27 protein-coding genes are annotated in these 20,640 nt (G+C 32.3%); 4 read left to right on the top strand and 23 right to left on the bottom strand.

Annotation, left to right across the window (positions count from 1 at the left end; translation table 11 throughout):
* Positions 1-34: 34 nt before the first annotated feature.
* Complete coding sequence (locus tag CIT01_06690; GenBank protein ID AXV37904.1) at positions 35-490, bottom strand: deoxyuridine 5'-triphosphate nucleotidohydrolase; 456 nt, start codon at positions 488-490, stop codon at positions 35-37.
* Between the two features lie 168 nt (positions 491-658).
* The gene (locus CIT01_06695; GenBank protein AXV37905.1) at positions 659-1,168 is read right to left on the bottom strand and encodes a protease; all 510 of its coding nucleotides are present in this window, start codon (positions 1,166-1,168) and stop codon (positions 659-661) included.
* Positions 1,169-1,347: 179 nt separating this feature from the next.
* Between CIT01_06695 and CIT01_06700 the strand changes: the two genes are divergently transcribed.
* Positions 1,348-1,533 carry a 4-oxalocrotonate tautomerase gene (locus CIT01_06700; GenBank protein ID AXV37906.1) on the top strand — a complete coding sequence of 62 codons (186 nt, stop codon included), beginning with the start codon at positions 1,348-1,350 and terminating at the stop codon, positions 1,531-1,533.
* Positions 1,534-1,543: 10 nt separating this feature from the next.
* Here the strand turns inward: CIT01_06700 and CIT01_06705 are convergent, their stop codons facing one another.
* The gene (locus CIT01_06705) at positions 1,544-2,041 is read right to left on the bottom strand and encodes a hypothetical protein (GenBank protein ID AXV37907.1); all 498 of its coding nucleotides are present in this window, start codon (positions 2,039-2,041) and stop codon (positions 1,544-1,546) included.
* Positions 2,042-2,059: 18 nt separating this feature from the next.
* Positions 2,060-2,752 carry a phosphoribosyltransferase gene (locus CIT01_06710; GenBank protein ID AXV37908.1) on the bottom strand — a complete coding sequence of 231 codons (693 nt, stop codon included), beginning with the start codon at positions 2,750-2,752 and terminating at the stop codon, positions 2,060-2,062.
* A 204-nt stretch (positions 2,753-2,956) separates the two neighbouring features.
* On the opposite strand from CIT01_06710, the gene CIT01_06715 reads away from it, so the two are divergent.
* On the top strand, positions 2,957-3,634 hold the full coding sequence (locus tag CIT01_06715; protein AXV37909.1) for a methyltransferase type 12: 678 nt from the start codon (positions 2,957-2,959) through the stop codon (positions 3,632-3,634).
* 44 nt (positions 3,635-3,678) lie between these two features.
* Here CIT01_06715 and CIT01_06720 read toward each other — a convergent pair whose 3' ends face one another.
* From CIT01_06720 to CIT01_06785, 14 genes are all read right to left on the bottom strand, one after another.
* Positions 3,679-4,866 carry a signal recognition particle-docking protein FtsY gene (locus CIT01_06720; protein ID AXV37910.1) on the bottom strand — a complete coding sequence of 396 codons (1,188 nt, stop codon included), beginning with the start codon at positions 4,864-4,866 and terminating at the stop codon, positions 3,679-3,681.
* Entirely contained in the window at positions 4,867-5,292 is a 426-nt protein-coding gene (locus CIT01_06725) for a prefoldin subunit alpha (protein AXV37911.1), read from the bottom strand.
* 4 nt (positions 5,293-5,296) lie between these two features.
* Positions 5,297-5,527 (bottom strand): 50S ribosomal protein L18a, encoded by a 231-nt coding sequence (locus CIT01_06730; protein ID AXV37912.1) that lies wholly within the window; start codon positions 5,525-5,527, stop codon positions 5,297-5,299.
* A complete protein-coding gene (locus CIT01_06735; GenBank protein ID AXV37913.1) occupies positions 5,524-6,198 on the bottom strand; it encodes a translation initiation factor IF-6 in 675 nt (224 codons plus the stop codon). Before CIT01_06735 ends, CIT01_06730 begins: the two co-directional genes overlap by 4 nt.
* A gap of 8 nt (positions 6,199-6,206) precedes the next feature.
* Positions 6,207-6,452, bottom strand: a complete 246-nt coding sequence (locus tag CIT01_06740; GenBank protein ID AXV37914.1) for a 50S ribosomal protein L31e — start codon at positions 6,450-6,452, stop codon at positions 6,207-6,209.
* A gap of 12 nt (positions 6,453-6,464) precedes the next feature.
* Positions 6,465-6,620, bottom strand: a complete 156-nt coding sequence (locus CIT01_06745) for a 50S ribosomal protein L39e (protein AXV37915.1) — start codon at positions 6,618-6,620, stop codon at positions 6,465-6,467.
* Positions 6,621-6,723: 103 nt separating this feature from the next.
* Positions 6,724-7,308 (bottom strand): hypothetical protein, encoded by a 585-nt coding sequence (locus CIT01_06750; GenBank protein ID AXV37916.1) that lies wholly within the window; start codon positions 7,306-7,308, stop codon positions 6,724-6,726.
* Between the two features lie 4 nt (positions 7,309-7,312).
* Entirely contained in the window at positions 7,313-7,639 is a 327-nt protein-coding gene (locus tag CIT01_06755) for a hypothetical protein (protein AXV37917.1), read from the bottom strand.
* Positions 7,640-7,693: 54 nt separating this feature from the next.
* Positions 7,694-8,131, bottom strand: coding sequence for a 30S ribosomal protein S19e (locus tag CIT01_06760; protein ID AXV37918.1), 438 nt, complete (start codon positions 8,129-8,131; stop codon positions 7,694-7,696).
* Between the two features lie 14 nt (positions 8,132-8,145).
* Positions 8,146-8,379 (bottom strand): ribosome assembly protein YhbY, encoded by a 234-nt coding sequence (locus CIT01_06765; protein AXV37919.1) that lies wholly within the window; start codon positions 8,377-8,379, stop codon positions 8,146-8,148.
* On the bottom strand, positions 8,348-8,743 hold the full coding sequence (locus CIT01_06770) for a ribonuclease P (protein ID AXV37920.1): 396 nt from the start codon (positions 8,741-8,743) through the stop codon (positions 8,348-8,350). The genes CIT01_06765 and CIT01_06770 overlap by 32 nt, the downstream gene beginning before the upstream one ends.
* Before the next feature lie 192 nt (positions 8,744-8,935).
* On the bottom strand, positions 8,936-9,499 hold the full coding sequence (locus tag CIT01_06775; protein ID AXV37921.1) for an adenylate kinase: 564 nt from the start codon (positions 9,497-9,499) through the stop codon (positions 8,936-8,938).
* Positions 9,500-9,546: 47 nt separating this feature from the next.
* A complete protein-coding gene (locus CIT01_06780) occupies positions 9,547-10,323 on the bottom strand; it encodes a ribose 1,5-bisphosphate isomerase (protein ID AXV37922.1) in 777 nt (258 codons plus the stop codon).
* 135 nt (positions 10,324-10,458) lie between these two features.
* Positions 10,459-11,553 (bottom strand): GTP-binding protein, encoded by a 1,095-nt coding sequence (locus tag CIT01_06785; protein AXV37923.1) that lies wholly within the window; start codon positions 11,551-11,553, stop codon positions 10,459-10,461.
* Positions 11,554-11,726: 173 nt separating this feature from the next.
* On the opposite strand from CIT01_06785, the gene CIT01_06790 reads away from it, so the two are divergent.
* A complete protein-coding gene (locus tag CIT01_06790) occupies positions 11,727-12,098 on the top strand; it encodes a CBS domain-containing protein (protein ID AXV37924.1) in 372 nt (123 codons plus the stop codon).
* A 198-nt stretch (positions 12,099-12,296) separates the two neighbouring features.
* On the opposite strand, the gene CIT01_06795 is transcribed toward CIT01_06790, so the two are convergent.
* From CIT01_06795 to CIT01_06815, 5 genes are all read right to left on the bottom strand, one after another.
* Entirely contained in the window at positions 12,297-14,735 is a 2,439-nt protein-coding gene (locus CIT01_06795; protein AXV37925.1) for a peptide transporter, read from the bottom strand.
* Between the two features lie 323 nt (positions 14,736-15,058).
* Positions 15,059-17,197 carry a DNA topoisomerase I gene (gene topA, locus CIT01_06800; GenBank protein AXV37926.1) on the bottom strand — a complete coding sequence of 713 codons (2,139 nt, stop codon included), beginning with the start codon at positions 17,195-17,197 and terminating at the stop codon, positions 15,059-15,061.
* 287 nt (positions 17,198-17,484) lie between these two features.
* Positions 17,485-17,751 carry a hypothetical protein gene (locus CIT01_06805; protein AXV37927.1) on the bottom strand — a complete coding sequence of 89 codons (267 nt, stop codon included), beginning with the start codon at positions 17,749-17,751 and terminating at the stop codon, positions 17,485-17,487.
* A complete protein-coding gene (serB, locus tag CIT01_06810) occupies positions 17,744-19,246 on the bottom strand; it encodes a phosphoserine phosphatase SerB (GenBank protein AXV37928.1) in 1,503 nt (500 codons plus the stop codon). The genes CIT01_06805 and serB overlap by 8 nt, the downstream gene beginning before the upstream one ends.
* A gap of 14 nt (positions 19,247-19,260) precedes the next feature.
* Positions 19,261-19,806: a TATA-box-binding protein gene (locus tag CIT01_06815; GenBank protein AXV37929.1), complete on the bottom strand. Its 546-nt coding sequence runs from the start codon at positions 19,804-19,806 to the stop codon at positions 19,261-19,263.
* A 399-nt stretch (positions 19,807-20,205) separates the two neighbouring features.
* On the opposite strand from CIT01_06815, the gene CIT01_06820 reads away from it, so the two are divergent.
* A complete protein-coding gene (locus CIT01_06820) occupies positions 20,206-20,616 on the top strand; it encodes a hypothetical protein (GenBank protein AXV37930.1) in 411 nt (136 codons plus the stop codon).
* Positions 20,617-20,640: the final 24 nt, after the last annotated feature.

Consider the following 20,640-nt stretch of genomic DNA (forward strand, 5'->3'; position numbering starts at 1 on the left):
TCTTTTATTCAAATTTATTTTTTAGAAAAAGGAATTAATCTTCTTCTTGATAACTTCCATTATATTCTCCAGAACCAGTAACATCAAACACTACGCCTTGTGCTATTCGTTCTCCCTTTTTAATTGTATAATCAAAGTTTCCGTAATTATACAACATGAAGTTCAGAGTTCCGTAGAATCCAGGATCTCCTACTGCAGTATGGATGGATATAAACGACCTTAAAAGAGTTGATCTTGGAAGATAAAGCATTGAATAACCTTTAGGTATTTTTATCTTTCGGTCTACAGTAACTAGATAACTGGTTTTTGCTTTTAATGTATATAAAGGACCTTCCACCTCTTCCAGTTCTGGAAGATTTTTTTCATTATCAATAAGTGAACCTGAGCCCTTCTGGATGTAAACTTTGTCTAATGGTAGATCAATGCCAGAAGGTTGAACCAGCTCTTTGAATTCAGGGAATAATTTAATAAGCTCTTTTTCGCCGATCATGTGTTTGACTCCTTAGAATTTGTTCTAGTTAATCTTAGATAAAACAGATAATATAAGTTGGTTCTAATAATTAAACCCACTACAAAATAATTCATTAAAACTTATTAAGGCATTTCTAATTTTTAGTATTAAACTGTCCAAGTCTTTTAAATAATTAGTATTTTTAACTTATTTAAGTTTTTTAAGAGATGCGGCAATAAATGAGGGCAAATCACCAGGACGTCTACTTGAAATCAGATTACCATCTTCTACTACTTCTTCATCAATATATTCTGCTCCAGCATTTTTTATATCTTGTACTATAGATTTCCATCCAGTAACTTTACGGCCTTGGAGTTGTTGGGCAGTTATAAGAAGTTGGGGACCATGACAAATAACAAATACAGGTTTGTTGCTTTCCATAAATTCACGGGTAAACTCTACCACATTATCATGGGATCTTAAATTATCAGGGGAAAAACCACCTGGAATTAAAAGAGCATCAAAATCTTCCACAGACACATCTTTTATTGCTTTATCAATAACTACTTCTGTATTTTCTTTTTTTCCTCTGACAATCTTACCTCTTCCAAGTCCAACATGAACTAAGTGGTGACCTTCTCTTTTAAATGCATTTGCAGGTTCGGTGTATTCTACATCTTCAAACATATTATCTATTAAAACTGCAATTTTACTCATATTTTCACCAGTTATATTATGGGAACTAAAAGAGAAAATATTTTTCTGCAAACTTATTAATGAAATTATGAAAAAATTTGATTAATGAACTAGATAGTGGATGGACAGATTTTTAAGATATTTAGATCAAACCTAAATAATAATTCATATCTAAAAAAACATTATAAAGGAGGATAAAAATGCCAGTTATAACAATAGATTCCCCTAAACTAAGTAAAGAACAGAAAAAAGCACTTGTTGGAGCTTTTACTAAATCGGCAAGTGAAATTATGAAGTTACCTGAAAGTGCAATGATTGTACTGATTAGGGAGATGGATTCAGAGGATGTAGGTGTAGGCGGAACATTACTTTGTGATAGAGAATGATTCCACATCTTTAAATAAAATTTTCAACAGATACTGCTATTCCCGCAGCATTATTAAAGAAAACAGAGGATAAAATCCCTACAACCTTTCTATTTTGTATTATAGGGGATCCACTATCTCCTGGAAGAGGAATAGAACGATGGGAAAAAGAGAGATAGTGGTAAGTTTTTCCAACAGTCATTACGTTACATGAATTCTTTTTTGTACCATTAAGTGCATATGCAGAGCCAATCCGAGGACGGCCTAAATTGGAAATTTCTGATTCATCTGAAGATGCATCAGATTCAATTATTACCAGATCAAGGTCATCCAAAATCTTTGAAATGCTTCCCTTAAATCCGTTTAAGGAAAATTCACTATCTAAAGTACATTTTGCAGCTTTGATAAGATGATAAACAGTTAAGGCACAAATTTTGTCGTTATAGTTAATAATTGCGCCTATCACTCCATTTTTATCGTTACATTTTACTGTTGCGCCAGCCCTTAATTTTTCAGGATTAGATTTCATCTTAAAGTTTATATTAAATTAATAACATCTTTTTTTCAATATATCCATTACTTCATCTTCACTAACATCAGACCATTGCTGATAGGCATCGGCCACAGCAAATGTATGTCCACTTCGAATATTTGCACAGTAAATCCTACTAAACTGAGATTTCAGTAGATTTAGATTGTCTAAACTTCCAGTGGGAGTGGCTAAAATTAATTCATCACACCCTATTTTTTTAAGAGCTTTTGAAGCTACTAAAACAGTAAAACCTGAAGCAACACCATCATCAACCAGTATAACAGGTCGGTTTGTTATATTAAGAGGATCTTTATCCAATCCAAATTTTTCAATCCTTTTTTGTACTTTCTTTTGGGTATTTTCTATTCCTTTTTTGATTTCTATATCTTCCAGTACCAGTTGTTTTACGAAATTTTCATTCAAACCAACAGTTCCATCAAAAGCAACCGCACCATACCCTACTTCTGTATTCCAGGGCAAAGTTATTTTGCTTACCACAGCAACATTTAGGGGAAGTTTTAATATACGGGCTATTGCATCACCAACCGGCACGCCACCGGCAGGAATAGCTAAAATAATGGTATTTGTATTTTCATATTTTTTTAGCATCGTGGCTAATATTTCACCCGCATGCATTCTATGGTGAAAAACAAATAATCTGTCTCTTAACTCTGGCAGATCCACTATTTTATTATTAAAATCGGGCATCAAAAAAGACACCTATAAAATTGAACTATCAATTAAGTATATAGATGCAATACGATATATTATTTTCTTTATCCCAGGCTTTATTATCATAGTTAAAGAACAATATACCTGTAAGTATTGTGTTCGTAGAATTCATATTTTATAGCCAATATCTTTAAGCAAGATAAATTTTTTATTTAATGCTCCCCTATGGCGGTGATAAAATTGAAAAATGTAAAAAACCATTTTGAAGAAGAAGCAAATGAATTTGATAGAATAATAAAAGTAATTATACCCTCTTATGAGCAGATGATTGAAGTACTAATAGAAACTATTCCCTTCCCAGAAGCAGCAGATATTAAAGTATTAGATCTCGGCTGTGGAACCGGTAATATTTCTTCTAAGATTAAAGAGAGGTTTCCTAATTCAAAAATCACCTGCCTTGATCTGGCCGAGAACATGATTGAAATGGCTAAAATTAAATTATCAAAATACGATGATATAATCTATAAAAATCTGGATTTTCGTGATTTTGATTTTAAAGGAGATTTTGACGTTGTTGTTTCGTCATTAGCTATTCATCATCTGACGAATGAGGATAAAGAGAGTATATATAAAAATATTTATAATTCATTAGTTCCTGGTGGAGTTTTTTATAATGCAGATACTGTTTTAGGTGCTAATGATAAATTACAGGAAATTTATATGGAAAAATGGACCAATCATATGATGAAAAAGATTTCAAAGGGGGAACTAGAGAAAAAATGGCTTCCCAAACATAAAGATGAAGATATACCTGCTAAATTAACAGAACATATAAAATGGATGAATAAAGCTGGATTTAAAGGCATAGATATTGTATGGAAATATTACTATTTCGCTGTCTATGGTGGTACAAAATAAAAACTTTGAAGTTTTAATGATAAATGGAGTTAAAATAAGTATTTTTAAGCACCTATGATTTGTTCAACCATCCAATCTGGATTAAATTCCATTATATCCTCATAAGATTGGCCGGTTCCAAGAAACATAATGGGCTTGTTAATTACGTATCCTATGGAAAGAGCTGCCCCTCCTTTAGAATCTGCATCGGCTTTGGTAAGTATAATACCATCTATACCAACAGCATCATTAAATTTAAGGGCTTGTTCCACCGCATCGTTTCCAGTCAATGCATCTCCCACAAATAGTATGAGATCAGGGCTGATGACTCTTTTTATTTTTTTCATCTCATCCATGAGATTTACATTGGTTTGCATTCTACCAGCAGTGTCTACTAGCACCACGTCTCTGGTTTTGGCCTTGGCATGTGATACTGCGTCGTATGCAACTGCGGCAGGATCAGCACCTTTTTTATGTTTAATTATTTTCACGCCTATCTTATCTGCGTGGTGAGTTATTTGTTCGATTGCACCTGCTCTGAATGTATCAGAGGCAGCAATAACGGGATGGTAACCATCATTAATAAAATAAGTTGCAATTTTGGCAATAGTCGTTGTTTTGCCAGTTCCATTAATACCTACAAACATTACAATGAGTGGCTCGTTTTTTGATTTTTTTTCATCAACCAAAATTTTAATGGTCTTACCTTCAACATCTAATATTTCAGAGATGGCTTGTTTGAGGGCTTTTTTGGTGAGTTTGGCAACATCACTTCTTCTTTTAATCTTTTTACCCACAAGATTTTCTTTCACAGAATTTATAATCTTTTCAGCAACTTCCAGGGCAACATCACTCTCTAAAAGAGACATTTCAAGTTCCCATAGAATATCTTCCACATCCTTATCAGATATGGTCTTTTCACGAATAAAAGAAAGGATACCAGATTTTTCATCAGCAATTAAAGTTTCATCTTCAATTTCGGACGAAATTTCTTCATTTCCAACTTCTATTTCTTCATTTTCAGATGATTTATCCCTTTTCCAGGGTATAAAAGATTTCTTAATTGGTACATCATCTGATTCTTCTGAAGTTTCGATTTTGTTTTCAGAGGCATTTTTTATTTCTTCTTCAGGTTTATCTTCTGGAGAAGTTTCTACAGCTTTTTGTTCAGCTTCTTCTTCAGCCTCTTTAGATACCTTGTCTGATATTTTTCCTATGGCACCGTTGAATTTCTTCTTTAAAGAATCAAACAACTATTCTTCACTTCCTCTAACTTTCTGTAGAAGTTCTTCAGCCTGAGGGCTGAGTTTCACGATTATATCTGAGAGTTTCTGCAAGTTTTCAATCATTTTACTCTCTGTTTTTTGCAAATCTTCCTTTTGAACCTTTAGGGTCTCTTTGGCGTCTGTTACTTTCTTTTTTATAGCTACACCTGCCCCAATGCTCATAATAACTTGATCAGTATTTTTCAAATCTGCTTGTATGAATGATCCGGCACCAATAGGCACAAACGCTTCTGCACCTTCTTCTCCTTCTATATTATCGAGAGTATCTTCTAGAATTTCTAATTCTGAAATAGAAACTCGGATAGTTTCAATTTGTTGTTGCAGTAATTCTGCCTGACTTTGATAGAGATTTAATTCGTTTACAATTTCCTGTAACTTTTGCTGATCTTCCATAAGATCACCTGCGTGCCAATGTTTTTATAACCGTGTCTTGTGCTTCGTCTATGGAAATTTCTGAGATTTCTTCTATTTTTATTTTATCTCTACCAATACCATGTTTGCTTCCAAACTCTGAATAAATTTTTTCGTATATGTCCTCTTCTTTAATTGCTTTTAATTCTTTAGTAAAAGGCTGAAGGTTTTCACCCATCATAAATTTGCCCTGAATTCTAAATATTTTTGTCTTCATAAATATCCCTCAAGAAAACCTAGTGATTCTTCTATCCTTGCAAGTTCTGGTCCGGTAGTATCCTGACTGACTATAATTCCTTCTGAATTGGCAGCAGTACAGGCACCAACTAATCCTACTCCATTATTCACAGTACCAATATCTGCCGGAACTTTCATTATTTTTTCAACTAGTTCTAATTCACTTTTAGATGTTTGTGGATGTAGTAATGCGCCTTTATTGGTGGCAGTTCCAACAGATCCGGTAATTTTAAAACCACCTACCGTTGTTTTAACCACATCAACATCTAGAACTGTTTCTATAACCTCAACAGATTCATCTGAAAGCAATGGATTCACTATGGCTCCATTATCGTTTGCAAGTATAATATTTCCTACTGCTGTAAATCTGTCTGGTATCCGTCCTACATCAACATCTGATTTTTTAATCTTTTCTATTTCGCTGTCAAGAGCATATCTAGATAATAAAATTCCATTGGAATTTCCAACCGATAATGCGCCAGCGAGGCTGCTTCCACTTATGGAAGTTTTAATTATATCCACTTCAAGACATTCTTTTATAATGTCAGTAGCGGAATCAAGCATGTTTATAGGGACAATAGCCAAATCATCAGTTGCCGAAACTGAAACACCTATATTTGGATTCCCGTTCAGATTTATTCTTCTAATCATCTAATCACCTATTCAGCTAAGGTGACTTCTACAGTACCGTCCTCTTCTTTAACGGCTTTAACCTTTATTTTTGGAGGTATTTTTTGTATTCCTCTTTCCCATATTTTTTCGTTAACAGAGGCATCTAATTTTATTTCATCTGATTTCATATGTTTTTGTATGAATTCCTTGATTTGTCTAATTGCTCTTGGGGCTCTTATTGTCCTTGGAACATTTTTTACTTTTCTAAGTGGTATCACGTAGATTTTTTCCATTTAAAACCCCTCCTATGCTTTAATCTTACTTCTTCTCCAATGTCTCATTTTTGGATGAGTTCTTACTTTTCTATTGGTTTTCAACATTGCCCATAGAGGTACACGTCTGTTCTGTTTATTTGCTTTAGCAAGCCTTAATTTTTTAGCTAATGGTTTATTTCTACTCATTATGTCCACCTGATTAATGTTATATGATTAATAAAGATAACATTTCATTTCAATTAATCTATTCATAATTATTTCAGCACTATTTTCAATTTTAATATTTTTACTATTTCCAACCAACTACTCTCGTTTGAAAATGTTTTGGAAACAAGGAATTGGCAATTTCTTCACTTTCTCTTTCCTTAATTAAAAACCTGATTTCTGTCTCATAGTCCGAATTTTTAACACTACTCTCTTCCTTCTTTATTTGAAAAAGATTTTCAGCCAAATGATTAATAGTTCTGTGACCAAAACCTTGAAGAGTTACATATTCTACCATATATTTATCTTCTAAACTTCTTATTTCATTAATGTCAAGTTTAGGAACTTTGTCATCTCTTCTGGTGCCATCAGCCACAACATCGTATTTTTCGGCAACAGTTTCTATGGTCTTTTTGTGGATGTAGTTAATTCCATTATTTGGAAAGCCGTCCTTTAGTATCAATAATATGGCATCTTCAAGTATCTTTTTTTCCATTTTTAAAATGTTATGTTTAAATCCTAGGGATTCTGCAGATTCTTTTGCAGATATCCATGAATCAAAAACACTAAAATGGGCTGTTAAAAGTTCAACGTCATATCCTAATTTTTTAAGCAGGACTGAAACCAGTGAACTGTCTTTTCCACCACTATAGAGCACACAGGCTTTCATTTTTTCAATATCTTCGAGTAATATTTATTTCTCTTTTTTGTCCAGTTAGTTTTTTAAGAAGTTCTTTAAGCTGTTCATCTGTTATTTTAGACTGAATTCGCCCCATCTGGGCTAACTGGATAATTTGTAGTTCGACTTGTTCTACAAACTCGGGTTTGGTAAGTCGAAGATTTGCTAACCGCCCTCTAGCTTCAGGCGTTAATATTTGCATTAAAACCTGTTTTTTTTGCATTTCAATTTCTTGTCGTGCTTGTTCTTGTGATTCAGATTCGGCAGCTTTCTGCTGTAATTCCTGCATTCTTTTACGGCGTATATCTTCGATGTCACTCAATACTAAACCTCCATATTAATATTAAATTGGAAAAGAAAATTCAAAAAATTGAACTTAATACTGTGCTAATTCCGGAACTTCTTTTTTTACTGCATTTGATGCTTTATCCAGGAATGATTTTCCTTTTGCAGTAATAATTCGCCCAGATTCAACTTTTTCTACTAATCCTGCCTTTTCAAGCTGATGAAGACTAACTCTTATAATTGATCCGCTTCCTTTTTTGAACTTTTCTGGGCTGGATCCACGATCCTTTTTTCCACCATAGGAAGTTCTAAGGCTGTTAATGCCTGTAGGACCATCAATATAAACTCTTCTAAGAATGGAAGCACATCTTACATACCACCAATCTGAATTCTCTGGCCTTCTTTCTTTATGAACTCCTGTTTTAACGAAATCAGCCCATTCTGGGGGTTTTATTTCTTTTTCTTCTTTTAATTGTTTTGAAACCTGATTTATTAGTAAATCTGCAGGTACATCGTAAACTGTAGTCATATTTATCCTCCTAATTACCTTTTTTTCTTAATTATTACAGCAACATTTCCTCTTAAATCAATAAGTTTAGAATTTGATTTTTCAATTATCTGGCTAATATAACTTTCTTTCTGGGATGATATATTTTTTGAGAATCTTAATTTTAAAATTTCTTTATCCTTAAGCTGCCTTTTTATCTCTTCTATAACGTTTTCGTTTATTCCTGACTTCCCTATATTAATTGTCATTGCAGAAAGAGCTCGGTTCATTAGCTCTTTTTTTGATTGTGTATGACTCAACTTTTTCTCTCCTTTTATTCTTCTTTTCTTTAATGTAGGGAATTCTCATTACATTCCCACATTCAAGGCAACTGATAACTACACAAGATTTAGATAACCGTATCCTGCAATTATATCCTGGTTTTAGGAATAAATAACAGTTTTTACAGAATCTACGCCTCCAAATTTGGGGCATTTTAATATTATACTTGGTGGCTATATTCCTAGCTAATTTGACATAACGATTTGATCTTTCAGGATGCTTTTGAAACTCTTTATCTGCCAATCTAAAAAGAATGTTAATCCTTTCTCTAGCTATTTTTAACATCCATTTTGGTCTTCTTCCTCTCCTCAAAGTTTAACCTCGTTTCAAAACTCTAGAGACGAGAATATATAAAATATGTTACCAATTATTCTTTAAAATATAAGAGTAAGATCAGTAATCAGTTCATTTAAAACTCCTAATCAATATACTTCAAGAAGAATATTATAAATGGTATGTTCATACCTATTTAAAAAGCTTTTCTATATTCTCATCTAATTTATATTAGTTTAATAAAGTATTTTTATATTCCATCAAAAACTCCGAAAAATCTATTTTACCAACCTGAAACTTTTTATTACCTTTTATTATTTCAATGACCAGGTCCACAACCTCATCAGGCGAAAGTTCTGAGTTATCTATCTCATTTACCTTGTGGCCATGAATTTCAAAAGCTTCAAACGTGCATAAATCAATAGCTTCGGCTTCCATATTTTCATTTATTTTATCTGCACTATATTCCCTTTGTTTTAGTCGTTCCCCTAAAATTTGAGGATTGGTTCTTAAAACAATTACAATATCTGCTTTTTCAATATAATGAGAAAGATGCCCCTCTACAATTAGAACATCATGTTGATTTTCAGCAATGATCTTCTCCATTTCACTGCATAAAGCATTTAAATCAACAATTTTAAAGTTTTTCTCACGATCATAACCAGTATACAATTTTTTATCATTAATAACTTGATTAATGGGGATAAGATGTCCATTTATTTTTTTAGCAAGCATAGAAGCTATGGTGCTTTTTCCTACCCCTGGAGTTCCAGTGATTAGAATTAATTTCGGCATAATTTTGAATCTATTATTTTTTAACAATATTTGATTTATTTAGAGGCTTATTTTAATTTTTCAATTAATATTTCTGCTATTTTTTCACCAGAGAGTAACATTCCTCCAAATATAGGGCCCATCCTTGGAGATCCATAAACTGCATTGGCGGCCATTCCAGTAACGTAAAGATTAGGATAAACTTCTTTAGTATTGTCCATTATGGATTTTTCACCTATTTCAGCCCACATAGGCTTTTCACCCATTATTTTTCCGTTTTCGGTATTGAGTTTTGGTCCAATTTTATCTTGGACTACGTTGACAATTTCGCAGGCATGGCCTGTAGCATCTACAACTGCTTTAGAACGCATGGTCAATGGATCAACGTGCAATCCGCCCATTTCAACTGCACTCCAGTTTAGAACCAATCCTTTAATCTCTTCATTTCTAATCATAACATCTTCAATACTCATCAGGTTAAATATTTTAAGACCAGCTTTAGTTGCTTTGGAACATAATGTAGAAACTGTTTCAATTGAATCAGCAACATAATAATTATCCTTATAATAAATGGCATTAATTCCAAATTCATCTAAAATTCGGCGGCTTTCTTCCTGGACGACTATTTTATTGAACATCATACCTCCGCCCCACATTCCACCACCAATACTGAGTTTCCTTTCGAAAAGTGCGACTTTCAAACCGGATTTAGCAAGATAATACCCTGCTGCAAGTCCCGAGGGGCCACCACCCCCAATAGCCACATCAACCTCCATATAATCCATGAATTCTTTCGTAAATTCTTCAACTATCGCTTTAGATATGATTATATCATCTAATTCCATTTTTACACCACTAAACTTCAATTTTCACTCATTAACATTAAAACGTTAAAAAAATGTAAGTATTATTATTTTTTGAATTAATTGAAATTACTACTACTATTTTATTATAGAACTTATTATGTTTCTAACTATAGGTTACTTTTTAACAATTATTCTTAATACATCTTCGTCATTTAAAACATGTTCAAAACCCACCTTTTGGCCTTCAAATTTCACTGAAGAACCCCAAACTTTAGCGTGTCTGAAATTTTTAACAAAATCCCGGTGAAGTTTCGAACAAACATCTTTCACATTAGATCCTTTTCTAATGATAAGTGGTTCATCATAATCTGCTTTCTTGCCCTGTGGTTTTAAATAAATTCTGATAAGCTCCAATTTATTAAAAATTTCTTTTTTAAGTTTCTCAATATTTAAATTTCTATCTGCAGATATGGGAATAGCATCTGGAAATTTTTCTTTCAGTTTATTTAGATAATCCTCATCAACCAAGTCAATTTTATTTAAAACAACTAATGTGGGGATATAACAACGATTACTTTCTAAAACATCAATAAACTGGTCTATATTTACATCATCCCGTATAAGCACGTCAGCATTATGTATTCCATATTCATTAAGTATCGAACGGATGGTCTTTTCATCTATCTGTGTTAATTTCGTTGTTTTAGAAAGGTGAATACCGCCTAACTTGTTTCTTTTAATGGTTACGTCCGGTTTTTGTTCATTAGGACGGATACCCACACTTCCCAGTTCCCTCTTTATTATGTTTACATGATGGGGATTGAAAACATCCAGCACCATAACTACCAAGTCTGCGTTACGTGCCACGGATAATATTTCTCTTCCTCTCCCCTTACCTGTGGATGCACCAGTGATTATTCCAGGGATATCAAATATTTGTATTTTAGCCCCTTTGTAATCCATAACACCGGGAATTATATCTAAAGTGGTAAATTCGTAAGCCCCAACTTTTGATTCAGCATTAGTCAGATCATTTAATAGTGTTGATTTTCCAACGGAAGGAAATCCAACCAAAACTACCGTGGAATCTCCACTCTTTTTCACATGGAAACCTTTACCTTTGGTTCCTCCACTTTTTCTCTGAAGGGACTCTTCTTTAAGTTTAGATAACTTTGCCTTAAGTTTCCCTATATGGTGAGATGTGGCCTTGTTGTAGGGTGTTTTCCTGATCTCTTCTTCAATTTTTTGTATTTTATCATCGATGTCCATAAAACTCACATAAAACTAGTTAAAAGTTGTTAAAAAAAGTTTAATATCATATTAGTTAGACACTTTCTATTAGGTATACGTACTATTTACTTTTTTTCACCGTAATTCTTTTATTTATTCTTTTCCATGAAATTTTATATTAAATAACTTTCATAATTAATCTGGGCGATTTTATGAAAGTGAAAAATATCATGATTAGTGAAATGGATACTATAAATGAGGATGCTAACTTGGAAGATGTTCTCAGAAACGGGATTGAAAGGGAAAGAGGAAGCTTTATCGTTACAAAGGGAGATGAAAACATAGGCATTGTTACAACGTGGGATGTTCTGGAAGCAATAGCTGAAGGTGATGATTTAAGTGAGATTAAAGTTTGGGATGTCCTAGAGCGAGAGTTAGTAACCATTTCTCCTGAGGCCACTTTAAAAGAAGCTGCAGATACCATGGTAAAAAATGTTGTATGGAGACTTCTCGTAGAAGAAAATGATCAGATCGTAGGAATGATCAGTGCTACTGACATATTCAAAGCAAAGTTAGGCAAATAAAATTTAATAATTTTATTTTATTAATAATTCTATTTTAAGAGTTTAATGATTAATTTATACTTTTTTTATTCTAGATGGGGATTAATAAGTCTTCTAAATTAACTTTGATTGGCTTTTGATAAATCTTTCAATTTTTAGTATTTTACATTTAATTTTAATAAATAAATCAAGGAGTAAGTATTAAAGGAGTAAGTTATACTATAAACTCCAGACTAACACTTCTCCATCTTCTTTAGCTAATTTAAACAATTCCAGACCTGTTCCTTTCATATAATACAATTTGGTGAACATGGAATCTTCCAGTTCTTTGTTCATTATCACTGCAGTATACGTATCATTCTCTTTTATTAAGAGAATACTTAAAGGGCTGTCCTCTGAAACTAATTCATCTTTTACAACTTCTCCATTTTCAATAATAATTAGCTTGTGAGGCTCTATTGCTTGTTGTTCTTCACCTTGTTTGGCTGCTATTACTGCAGTAATGTTTGTCCCGTTGATCTGCCCTATAACACCCACAGTTGCTTCTTCTGTCACAATGTTAACGGTTTGGATTATGGTGGTATTGTTGATCACTTGTTCTGGTGCACTTGCAACTGCTGGGTAATATCCATATTGGGTTCCCTGATTGCTATCGAAGTTCCAACTTCCAAAGTAAGACCACCAACCAGCTTTACCAACCATATCCCCACTGGTTATAAGTACAAAAGGCGCAGGATTATCTGGGTGAGTATATTTAAGGATAGTAGATGCTTGACTTGAGCTTAAATTGTATTGAGTAGTTAATATTGATTGGGCGGCTTGTTTATCAACACCTAAAATAGTATCCAATATCTCCACACTCTTTTTTGTATCTTTTGTGTAATTATCCAGTGTGAGATATGCCTCATCACCACTCGAAGTTATCATTCGCAGTATTCCTGCAGATAAACTTTCATTATTAGTTATTAAGGCTTTTCCAACCCAATATGCTCGTGGAGTATTTTGAGATCCACCATCAAATGTGACGGGCCTATCTCCAACTGCCGCAAATAGATGGCCAAAGTCCCACCAGGAGGTTATAACTGTATCCTTTGAAGTATTTTGATTTATCCACTTTAAGGAGTTAACCATAGAGTCATCGGTACCAGGAACTACTGAACTTGATATGGAATAGGCACCAGAAACTGATTGATAAGATACTACTGCTATGATTAATAAGGCTACAATGGCACAATAGCGGGGATTTTTGATATAGTTTCTTAAATAAAGTACTCCAATTCCAATAAAAATACCCGTACCCAGAGCTATAGGTAACGAAAATGCAGCAATAAATCTAACACCTTTGGTAACTGCATAAGCAGTGATTAAAAGCCATAAAGCGAAGAGCACGATGTATAATAGATAATTCTTCTTATCCTCAGTTAAAAAAGGAGTCGATGGTTCTGATTTTTTAGTAGCGGCATCTTGTGATTTCTTTGCCTTTTTATTTTTCTTTTTACGTTTTTTAGATTTTTTATCAGAATTAACTTCTTCTTTCTTTTTGCCAGGACCTTTTCCCCTTATCATCTGAATTAGTAGTACAATGCTTAATATTCCCATCACAAAAGGTAATACACCCCCAACACCGTACACTACTTCCAAAAAGCCGGGTATTTGTAGTTCTGATACTGAGACATAAACATTTGGATAAGCAGTATTTTGCACTACAGACTGTATCTGTGCAAATCCAAATGGTTCAAAAAGTGATGATGCAAACTTAGAAAATCCAAAGAATAGACCTATAAAAAGGGAGCTTAGAACCACAAAGATTAGGAGTGACATAATTTCTGGATGATCAAACAACCATTTTTTGATATATGATCCATCAATCTTTGTTTTATCTGGTTTATTAGTCTCTTTTTTCTCTTTTTTCTCTTTAAAGAATAGTTTGAGAACTATTAGATATATTACTACTGTGGCTATTATGAGGTAGAAAAGGTACCACCAACCTACCCAGGCCATGGAAAATACTAACATAGATACAGCAGATAAAACACCATAAATTCCTTTCATTTTAATGTCACTAACCCTAATACTTTCTACAAAGAACCAAACCACCAGAAGGGGAAGCAGCATGTTAAACATGTCTGTATCAAAAAATCCGGCAAATGTATGGGAGAAATATGTGGGTGCCGTACCTACTAAAATAGCAGCTGTAATTCCTCCGAAGTCGTTGGTTATTTTTTTGATAAATAAATAAGCTGGAATGACACATAAAGAGGCTATAAAAGCCGCCATCCAGTAACAAACTGTGATCAACGACACACTGGTAAATGCATTCACAATTTTATAAACCATGGCTGTTACATAAACAATTAAAGGTGGATAATCCGCTGCTCTTCCAGGGGGGTAATATGAATGCAGATCCCATGGTACTCCGTCCAATATGGTGTCTCCTAAATATCCATGATCCAGGAAATCCTGAGTCATACGATAGTTATAATAAGAATCCATTTCACTGAAATATGGAAGTCCGTTTTCGTCTTGATAAAAGCTTTTCATGTCTTGAGGAACGCTGGATAAATTCACAGATTCTGTCCTCAAGTAAAACATCATTGAAAATAGTAATATAATAATTATTATGGTCCTGTATTTGGATAGAAATTCTTTTGCGTTCATGGTATGCCCTCTGATTGCATGAAGGATATGTGTTTAAAATATATAAAAGTTCCCTATTTTATTTTAAATGGATTCTATTTAAATTATTTAAGAGATACAATATGTGAAATAGTATTTAAAAAGTTTAGAACAAATCAATTCCTTTTATTAAATCTTCAAAATTTGAGAAAAAAAGCCATGTCTCTAAATCAAAATTTTTAATAAAAATAGCTACTTTATTCACATTTTAACAAAAATTTCTCCATTCTAAACATCAACTGGTTTTTAATTATCTTTGAAAAAAGAGATATGATATTTTGTTGTTTTTTTAGAATAAGTGTTTATTAGTTGGTTTGTTTCTCTTCTTCAATAGATTTGGTGAATCTGCACTTAGGAAAACCACTGCATCCAATAAATTCTCCATAACGGCCGGATCTTTTTATCAAATCACTTCCACAATCTGGACATTTTCCCACAACTTCGTTAGATGGTTTTTTGCCTTCCCTACCACAGTCTGGATCGAGACAAGCCCTTTGACGAGGTTTACCAAATGATATCATGGGCAGACCACATTTTTCACAAGTTGTTTTTAATATGCTAGCACCGCGTGGAAGGGGATAAGTTACCTTACAGTCCGGGTATCCTGAACATCCCACAAATATGCTTCCGGTACGGGGAGAATTGATTAATATTAAATTATTACCACATTTACATTTACCAACAATTCTACTTTCTTTGTAGGCTTCGTAAAGTTCTTCACCTATCTTTAATTTTTTATTCTCTATATCCTCTAAAATAGATGTAACTTCTACTTTAGCCTCTTCTATAACTGTATCTTTTTCAATAGATCCTTTTATTATCTCTTGTAGTTCATTTTCAAATTGTCTGGTTAATTCTTCACTGGTAATTTTATCACAATATTTCTTCATGGTATCAATGAGCTGTTCACCAAGCTGATTTACCTCAATTTGCTTTCCTTCTATGTATTTTCGATCATAAAGGATGGATATTATGTTGGCTCTTGTTGATTTAGTACCTAATCCTCTTTTTTCTAGTTCCCGTATTAAAGAGGCTTGGTTGTATCTTGCAGGAGGTTTTGTCTCCTTTTCATCGCAGATAATTTCTAGTACTTTCAATACATCTTCTTCTTTTATATCTGGAAATACATCATTTTCTATTTTTCGGTAAGGATAATGCTCTAACCAACCCAGTTTAGCAGTTTTTCTTCTACTGAATGTAAATTCTTCATTTCCAATATCTAAATCAACTTTCATAGTCTCAGTAACTGCATCGGCACTGAACACGCTTATAAATCTGTATACAATCAATTCATAAATTTTTTGAGAATCTGTACTTAATTTTTTAGGGATTAAACCGGTAGGATGTATAGCTGGGTGAGCTTCATCCTTTTTTTTACCTTCTTTGGGGAAATAAGGTTTTTTGAGTTTGGAAATATGCTTTTTAAAAGTGTTATTTTTACCAAGTTTTTTTAATATTTTGTCATATCCTATGCTTTTTGGCAGTTTCTGTGAAGATGTTCGAGGATAAGAGGTATATCCTTCAATATAAAGATTTTGTGCTACTTGCTGGGTCTTTTTTGGACTAAAACCAAATAAACCATATGCTTCTGATTGTAAAGTTCCCAGATCAAAGGGTACGGGAGGTCTCTTTTTACTTTCCCGTAAATTGATACTTTCAACCAGCGCATCTTTGTTTTCACAATTTTTTAAAATAGAATCCGCTTCTTTTTTATCAAAAATTTTGCCTCTTTTATGATCTGCGAGTATTCCGCCCTCTAAATCAGCTTTGATCATCCAGTAAGGCTCTGGTATAAACTCTTTAATCTCTTTTTCCCGATCAACCAGTATAGATAGAGTTGGAGTTTGAACTCTACCTGCAGAAAGTTGAATATACCTGGAGGTGGCTTTCATCACAGAATCTGTTAAATATTTAGATATATTTACTCCAAAGAGAAAATCAAGTACGTGACGTGCAATACCACTATCCACCTGTTTTAGATCAATATCTATAGGATTTTCATATGCATCTAACACATCTTCCTTAGTTAAAGTGGAAAATTTCATTCTAAATGCATTATCTAAACTTTTTTCCCCACAAGCATATTTTAATGCATTATAACCAATTAATGTACCTTCTATATCATAATCACAAGCATGAATAAATTTATCAGCATTTTTTGCGAACTTTATAATGGCGTCAATGTAATTTTTAACATATTTTTTGCTTTTGTCTTTTTCATACAGAGGTTTCCAGTCAATATCAAATATTTTTTTCTGCCGGGAATTTTTAGGTGCAAGTGAGTATAAATGGCCAACTGCAGCTAAAACAGTAGTTTTTTTACCATTTTCTTCAAATTCGTAATAAGGAACTCTTTTATAACTTTTTTTAACCGCGTTGCTGGAGAGTGCGCTGGCTATTTTTTCAGATGATTTTGGTTTCTCGCAGATTATAACCTCATGCATAATATCACTCAATTCATTGTTATGATTATTTTAAATTAAATTATTATCGTTTAAATTAACTGTTGCATTTATTACATAACTTCTTTCGATTTTCATATTATTAATATAAGTACATAATTAGTGGATTATTTTTAGTTAATATATTTAAATAAGAAGGATAAATTTGAAAATCCTATTTAATAAAATATTGATAAAACCTAAAAAATGCACATTAACTAAATTAGGCCTTATTTTAACACTTTAAAATTTATTTAAGTATCTAAAAAAAGATTAATTAATAAATAAAATTAATAAAATCCATAAAACTCGGAACAATAAGGACAGAGTGGATATTTCCCATGAATGTATCTACTAATATCATCTTCATTCATGTCAAATTCTTTATTACAAATAAAGCAAATTTCAATCTTTTCAGATTTTACTTCCTTTTTATCTTTTATCATCATGGAAACCTCATAATGGACATTATTTACAGAATCTATCTCCTCGTAAATGATTACAGAATATAATTTAGAATTTAAATAAATATTAAAGGGATTTAATCCCTTAAACAATGTTGTGTTTTTGAAGCAGTAGTAACTCATCAGTACTGAGTTTTTTACCCTCTTTGAATTTTTGATATATCTCTTCAGCTTTTTCTTTTTCTTGTAAATTTCGTTTTTTACTAGCTTTGTTTTCAATATGGCGTTTCTCTGATTTGACTTTACCAATTTTTTTATTTATTTTGTGGATTTCATCTAAAATTGCCCGGAATTTGTCATGTTTTGCTGATGCTTTTTCCTTGCATTCCACAAACTTTTTATGGGCATCATCGGCTTTGCTTCGTATTTCATCTGTTTTTTTGAAATATTCAAGCATTTTATCATGGGCAATTTGTGCTTCATCTGAAAATTCAACAACTTTAGCATGATATGATTCTGATGTTTTTCTAAGTTCAAGAGCTTCTTCTCGAACTTCTTCGTCTTCCTGGATTTCTTTAAGCTTTTTTCGAAGATCTGTAGATTTTTTGACTAATTCATTTTCTTTTCTAATATCCAAAACCTTGGTTTCTATGGTTTTTTCAATCTTTTTAATTTCATTTTCAATTTTAATACGATCTTTCTTACCAGAAGCCCATTCCATACTTTTAAGTTCTTTATTAGCTTTTTCACGAAGTTTTTTGTTTTTCTCAACTTCTTCGTTGAATTTGTTTCTTTTGTCCCGGAATTCTATGGCATTATTAAGATTTTCTTTAAGACTACTATTAAGATCATCTCTTAGCGTTCTGAAATTTTTAGCTTCCTGATTAAGCTTATCTCTCTCTTCTGCAACTTTTGTTAGCATTTTTTCATAAGTTTGCTTTTCATTAAGCAGCTTTTCATTGCTTTGTTCCAGGTTAACTGATTTTATTTCATAATCACCATCAGTCTCTTCAGCGTCGCCATCAGTATTTAAATGAGTTAAAAGTTCTCTTAAATCTTTTTTATCAATAACAACATCTGCTATTTCTTTAACTGCAGGTTTAGCATTAAATGCTATTCCTAATTTAACAGATTTAAGCATGGATATATCATTAGCTCCATCACCAACAGCAACACAATTTTCTAATGATATGTTTTCTTTTTCAGATAGTTCCTTTAGAACATCTGCTTTTGAACCTTTTACCAAGGGGCCTTCAACTTCTCCGGTTAGTAAACCATCTTCTTCCATGAGACTGTTTGAAAAAGCAAAATCCAATCCTAATTTGTCTTTAATATGGTTGGATATGATTTCGAAACTACCGGTTATTGTCGCAATTTTATACCCTTTATTTTTGAGTTCTTTAATAGTTTCTTCAGCTCCTTCCATCAGCGGTATTTTTTCAACAACCTTCTGTATATCTTCGACTGAAGTCCCTTTAAGTAAAGATACTCTCTCTTTAATTGCTGTTTCAAAATCTAATTCGCCTTGCATGGCTTTTTCTGTTATTTCTGTTATTTCTTTGTCGACGCCTTTTAACTTACTAATTTCATCTATAGCCTCGCCATCAATAATTACGTTGTCAAGATCAAAAACTACAAGCTTAATCAATAATACCACCGAGTTTAAATCAAATCCAATTCTTCTAAACGCTCTCGAGTTTTAGCAACACCGAGTTTAGCGTCATCAAAACTCTTAGCCCCAGTACAAACTACTTTCCCGGAACCAAATAAAAGCAATACTACTTTTGGGTCGCCAAGTCTGTAAACTAAACCAGGGAATTGTTCTGGTTCATATTCTGTGTTTTCTAATCCTAAGGCCACTGCTTCCAGATTTAAGGTTTTACCTAAATTGGCTGAAGCTACAATGTTTTGAATTTTTATTTCAAACTCTTTAGGAATATCTGGATCTAGTGTTCTCATTTTATCCACTGCAATGTGAATAGCCTTCTTAGAATCTTCTATAGATTTAGCTCCAGTACAAACTAATTTACCTGAACCAAATATCAGGGCAGCGGTTTTTGGCTCTTTCAATTTATATACTAATCCTGGAAAATTTTCTACATTATATTCTACGCCTTCTAATGCAGGTGCAACTTGTTTAAGTTCTAATGATTTTCCTAATGTTGCAGAAGCCACGATGTTTTCGATTTTTATTTCTACATCTGTCAAATATATACCTCCGAATAATCACGATTTATTTATATACATTTTTTATATGGTTTATAAAGGGTTATTTATATTACTTTATATTATAAAAAATATTTTTTTGTCTTTAACAGTAAATATGAAAAATAATCTAGATAAATAATATCCTATTCTATAAATTTTATTGGCTTAAATCAAAATAAAAATGATTAGAAACCCTTATTTTTCATTTACAAAATCAGAGAAAATTTTTTTAAAACTATCAACTAATTTTATCATTCAAATATTTACATTATATTATATCATACTTTACACGTATTGTTTTTTAAGTTTTTTAGTATTTAAATAAACATTTTATTAAATATATTGTTCTAATAGTACTTCATACGGTGATAGAAAAATATCAATATAAAAGGGGAAATAATGGTTTTAGATCCAAGATTCTACCGTGAAGAAATTTCAAATCTAGAAATCGAAGGTTTAAATCTAGATATTGATTCGGTTGCAGAAGCTTTACAATTACTCGTCAAATTAAAGAAAATTGAAAAGACTTTACTTAAGATAAACTATAATATTCGCATGGACACGCGTTCCATTCGAAAAGAATATCTAAAGAGAATTGAAGAGTTGAATAAACCAGTTAAAGTAATGAAAGTATTTAATAAGAAATTAAATAAAAAAGAATCTTTAAAAGTTAAGAAAAAAATTGTAGATGAGAGGGATCATAGAATAAAACCATACGAACTTCTTGAAAGACTTATAAATGATTATTTATTGCAGATCCATGATGCAAAAAATTATTTAGAAAACTTTATAGAAAAAAACGTAGAATAAATAATATTTTAAGCAATACAAATC

This window comes from Methanobacterium sp. BRmetb2 (assembly GCA_003491285.1).
In the GTDB taxonomy this organism is placed as follows: domain Archaea; phylum Methanobacteriota; class Methanobacteria; order Methanobacteriales; family Methanobacteriaceae; genus UBA117.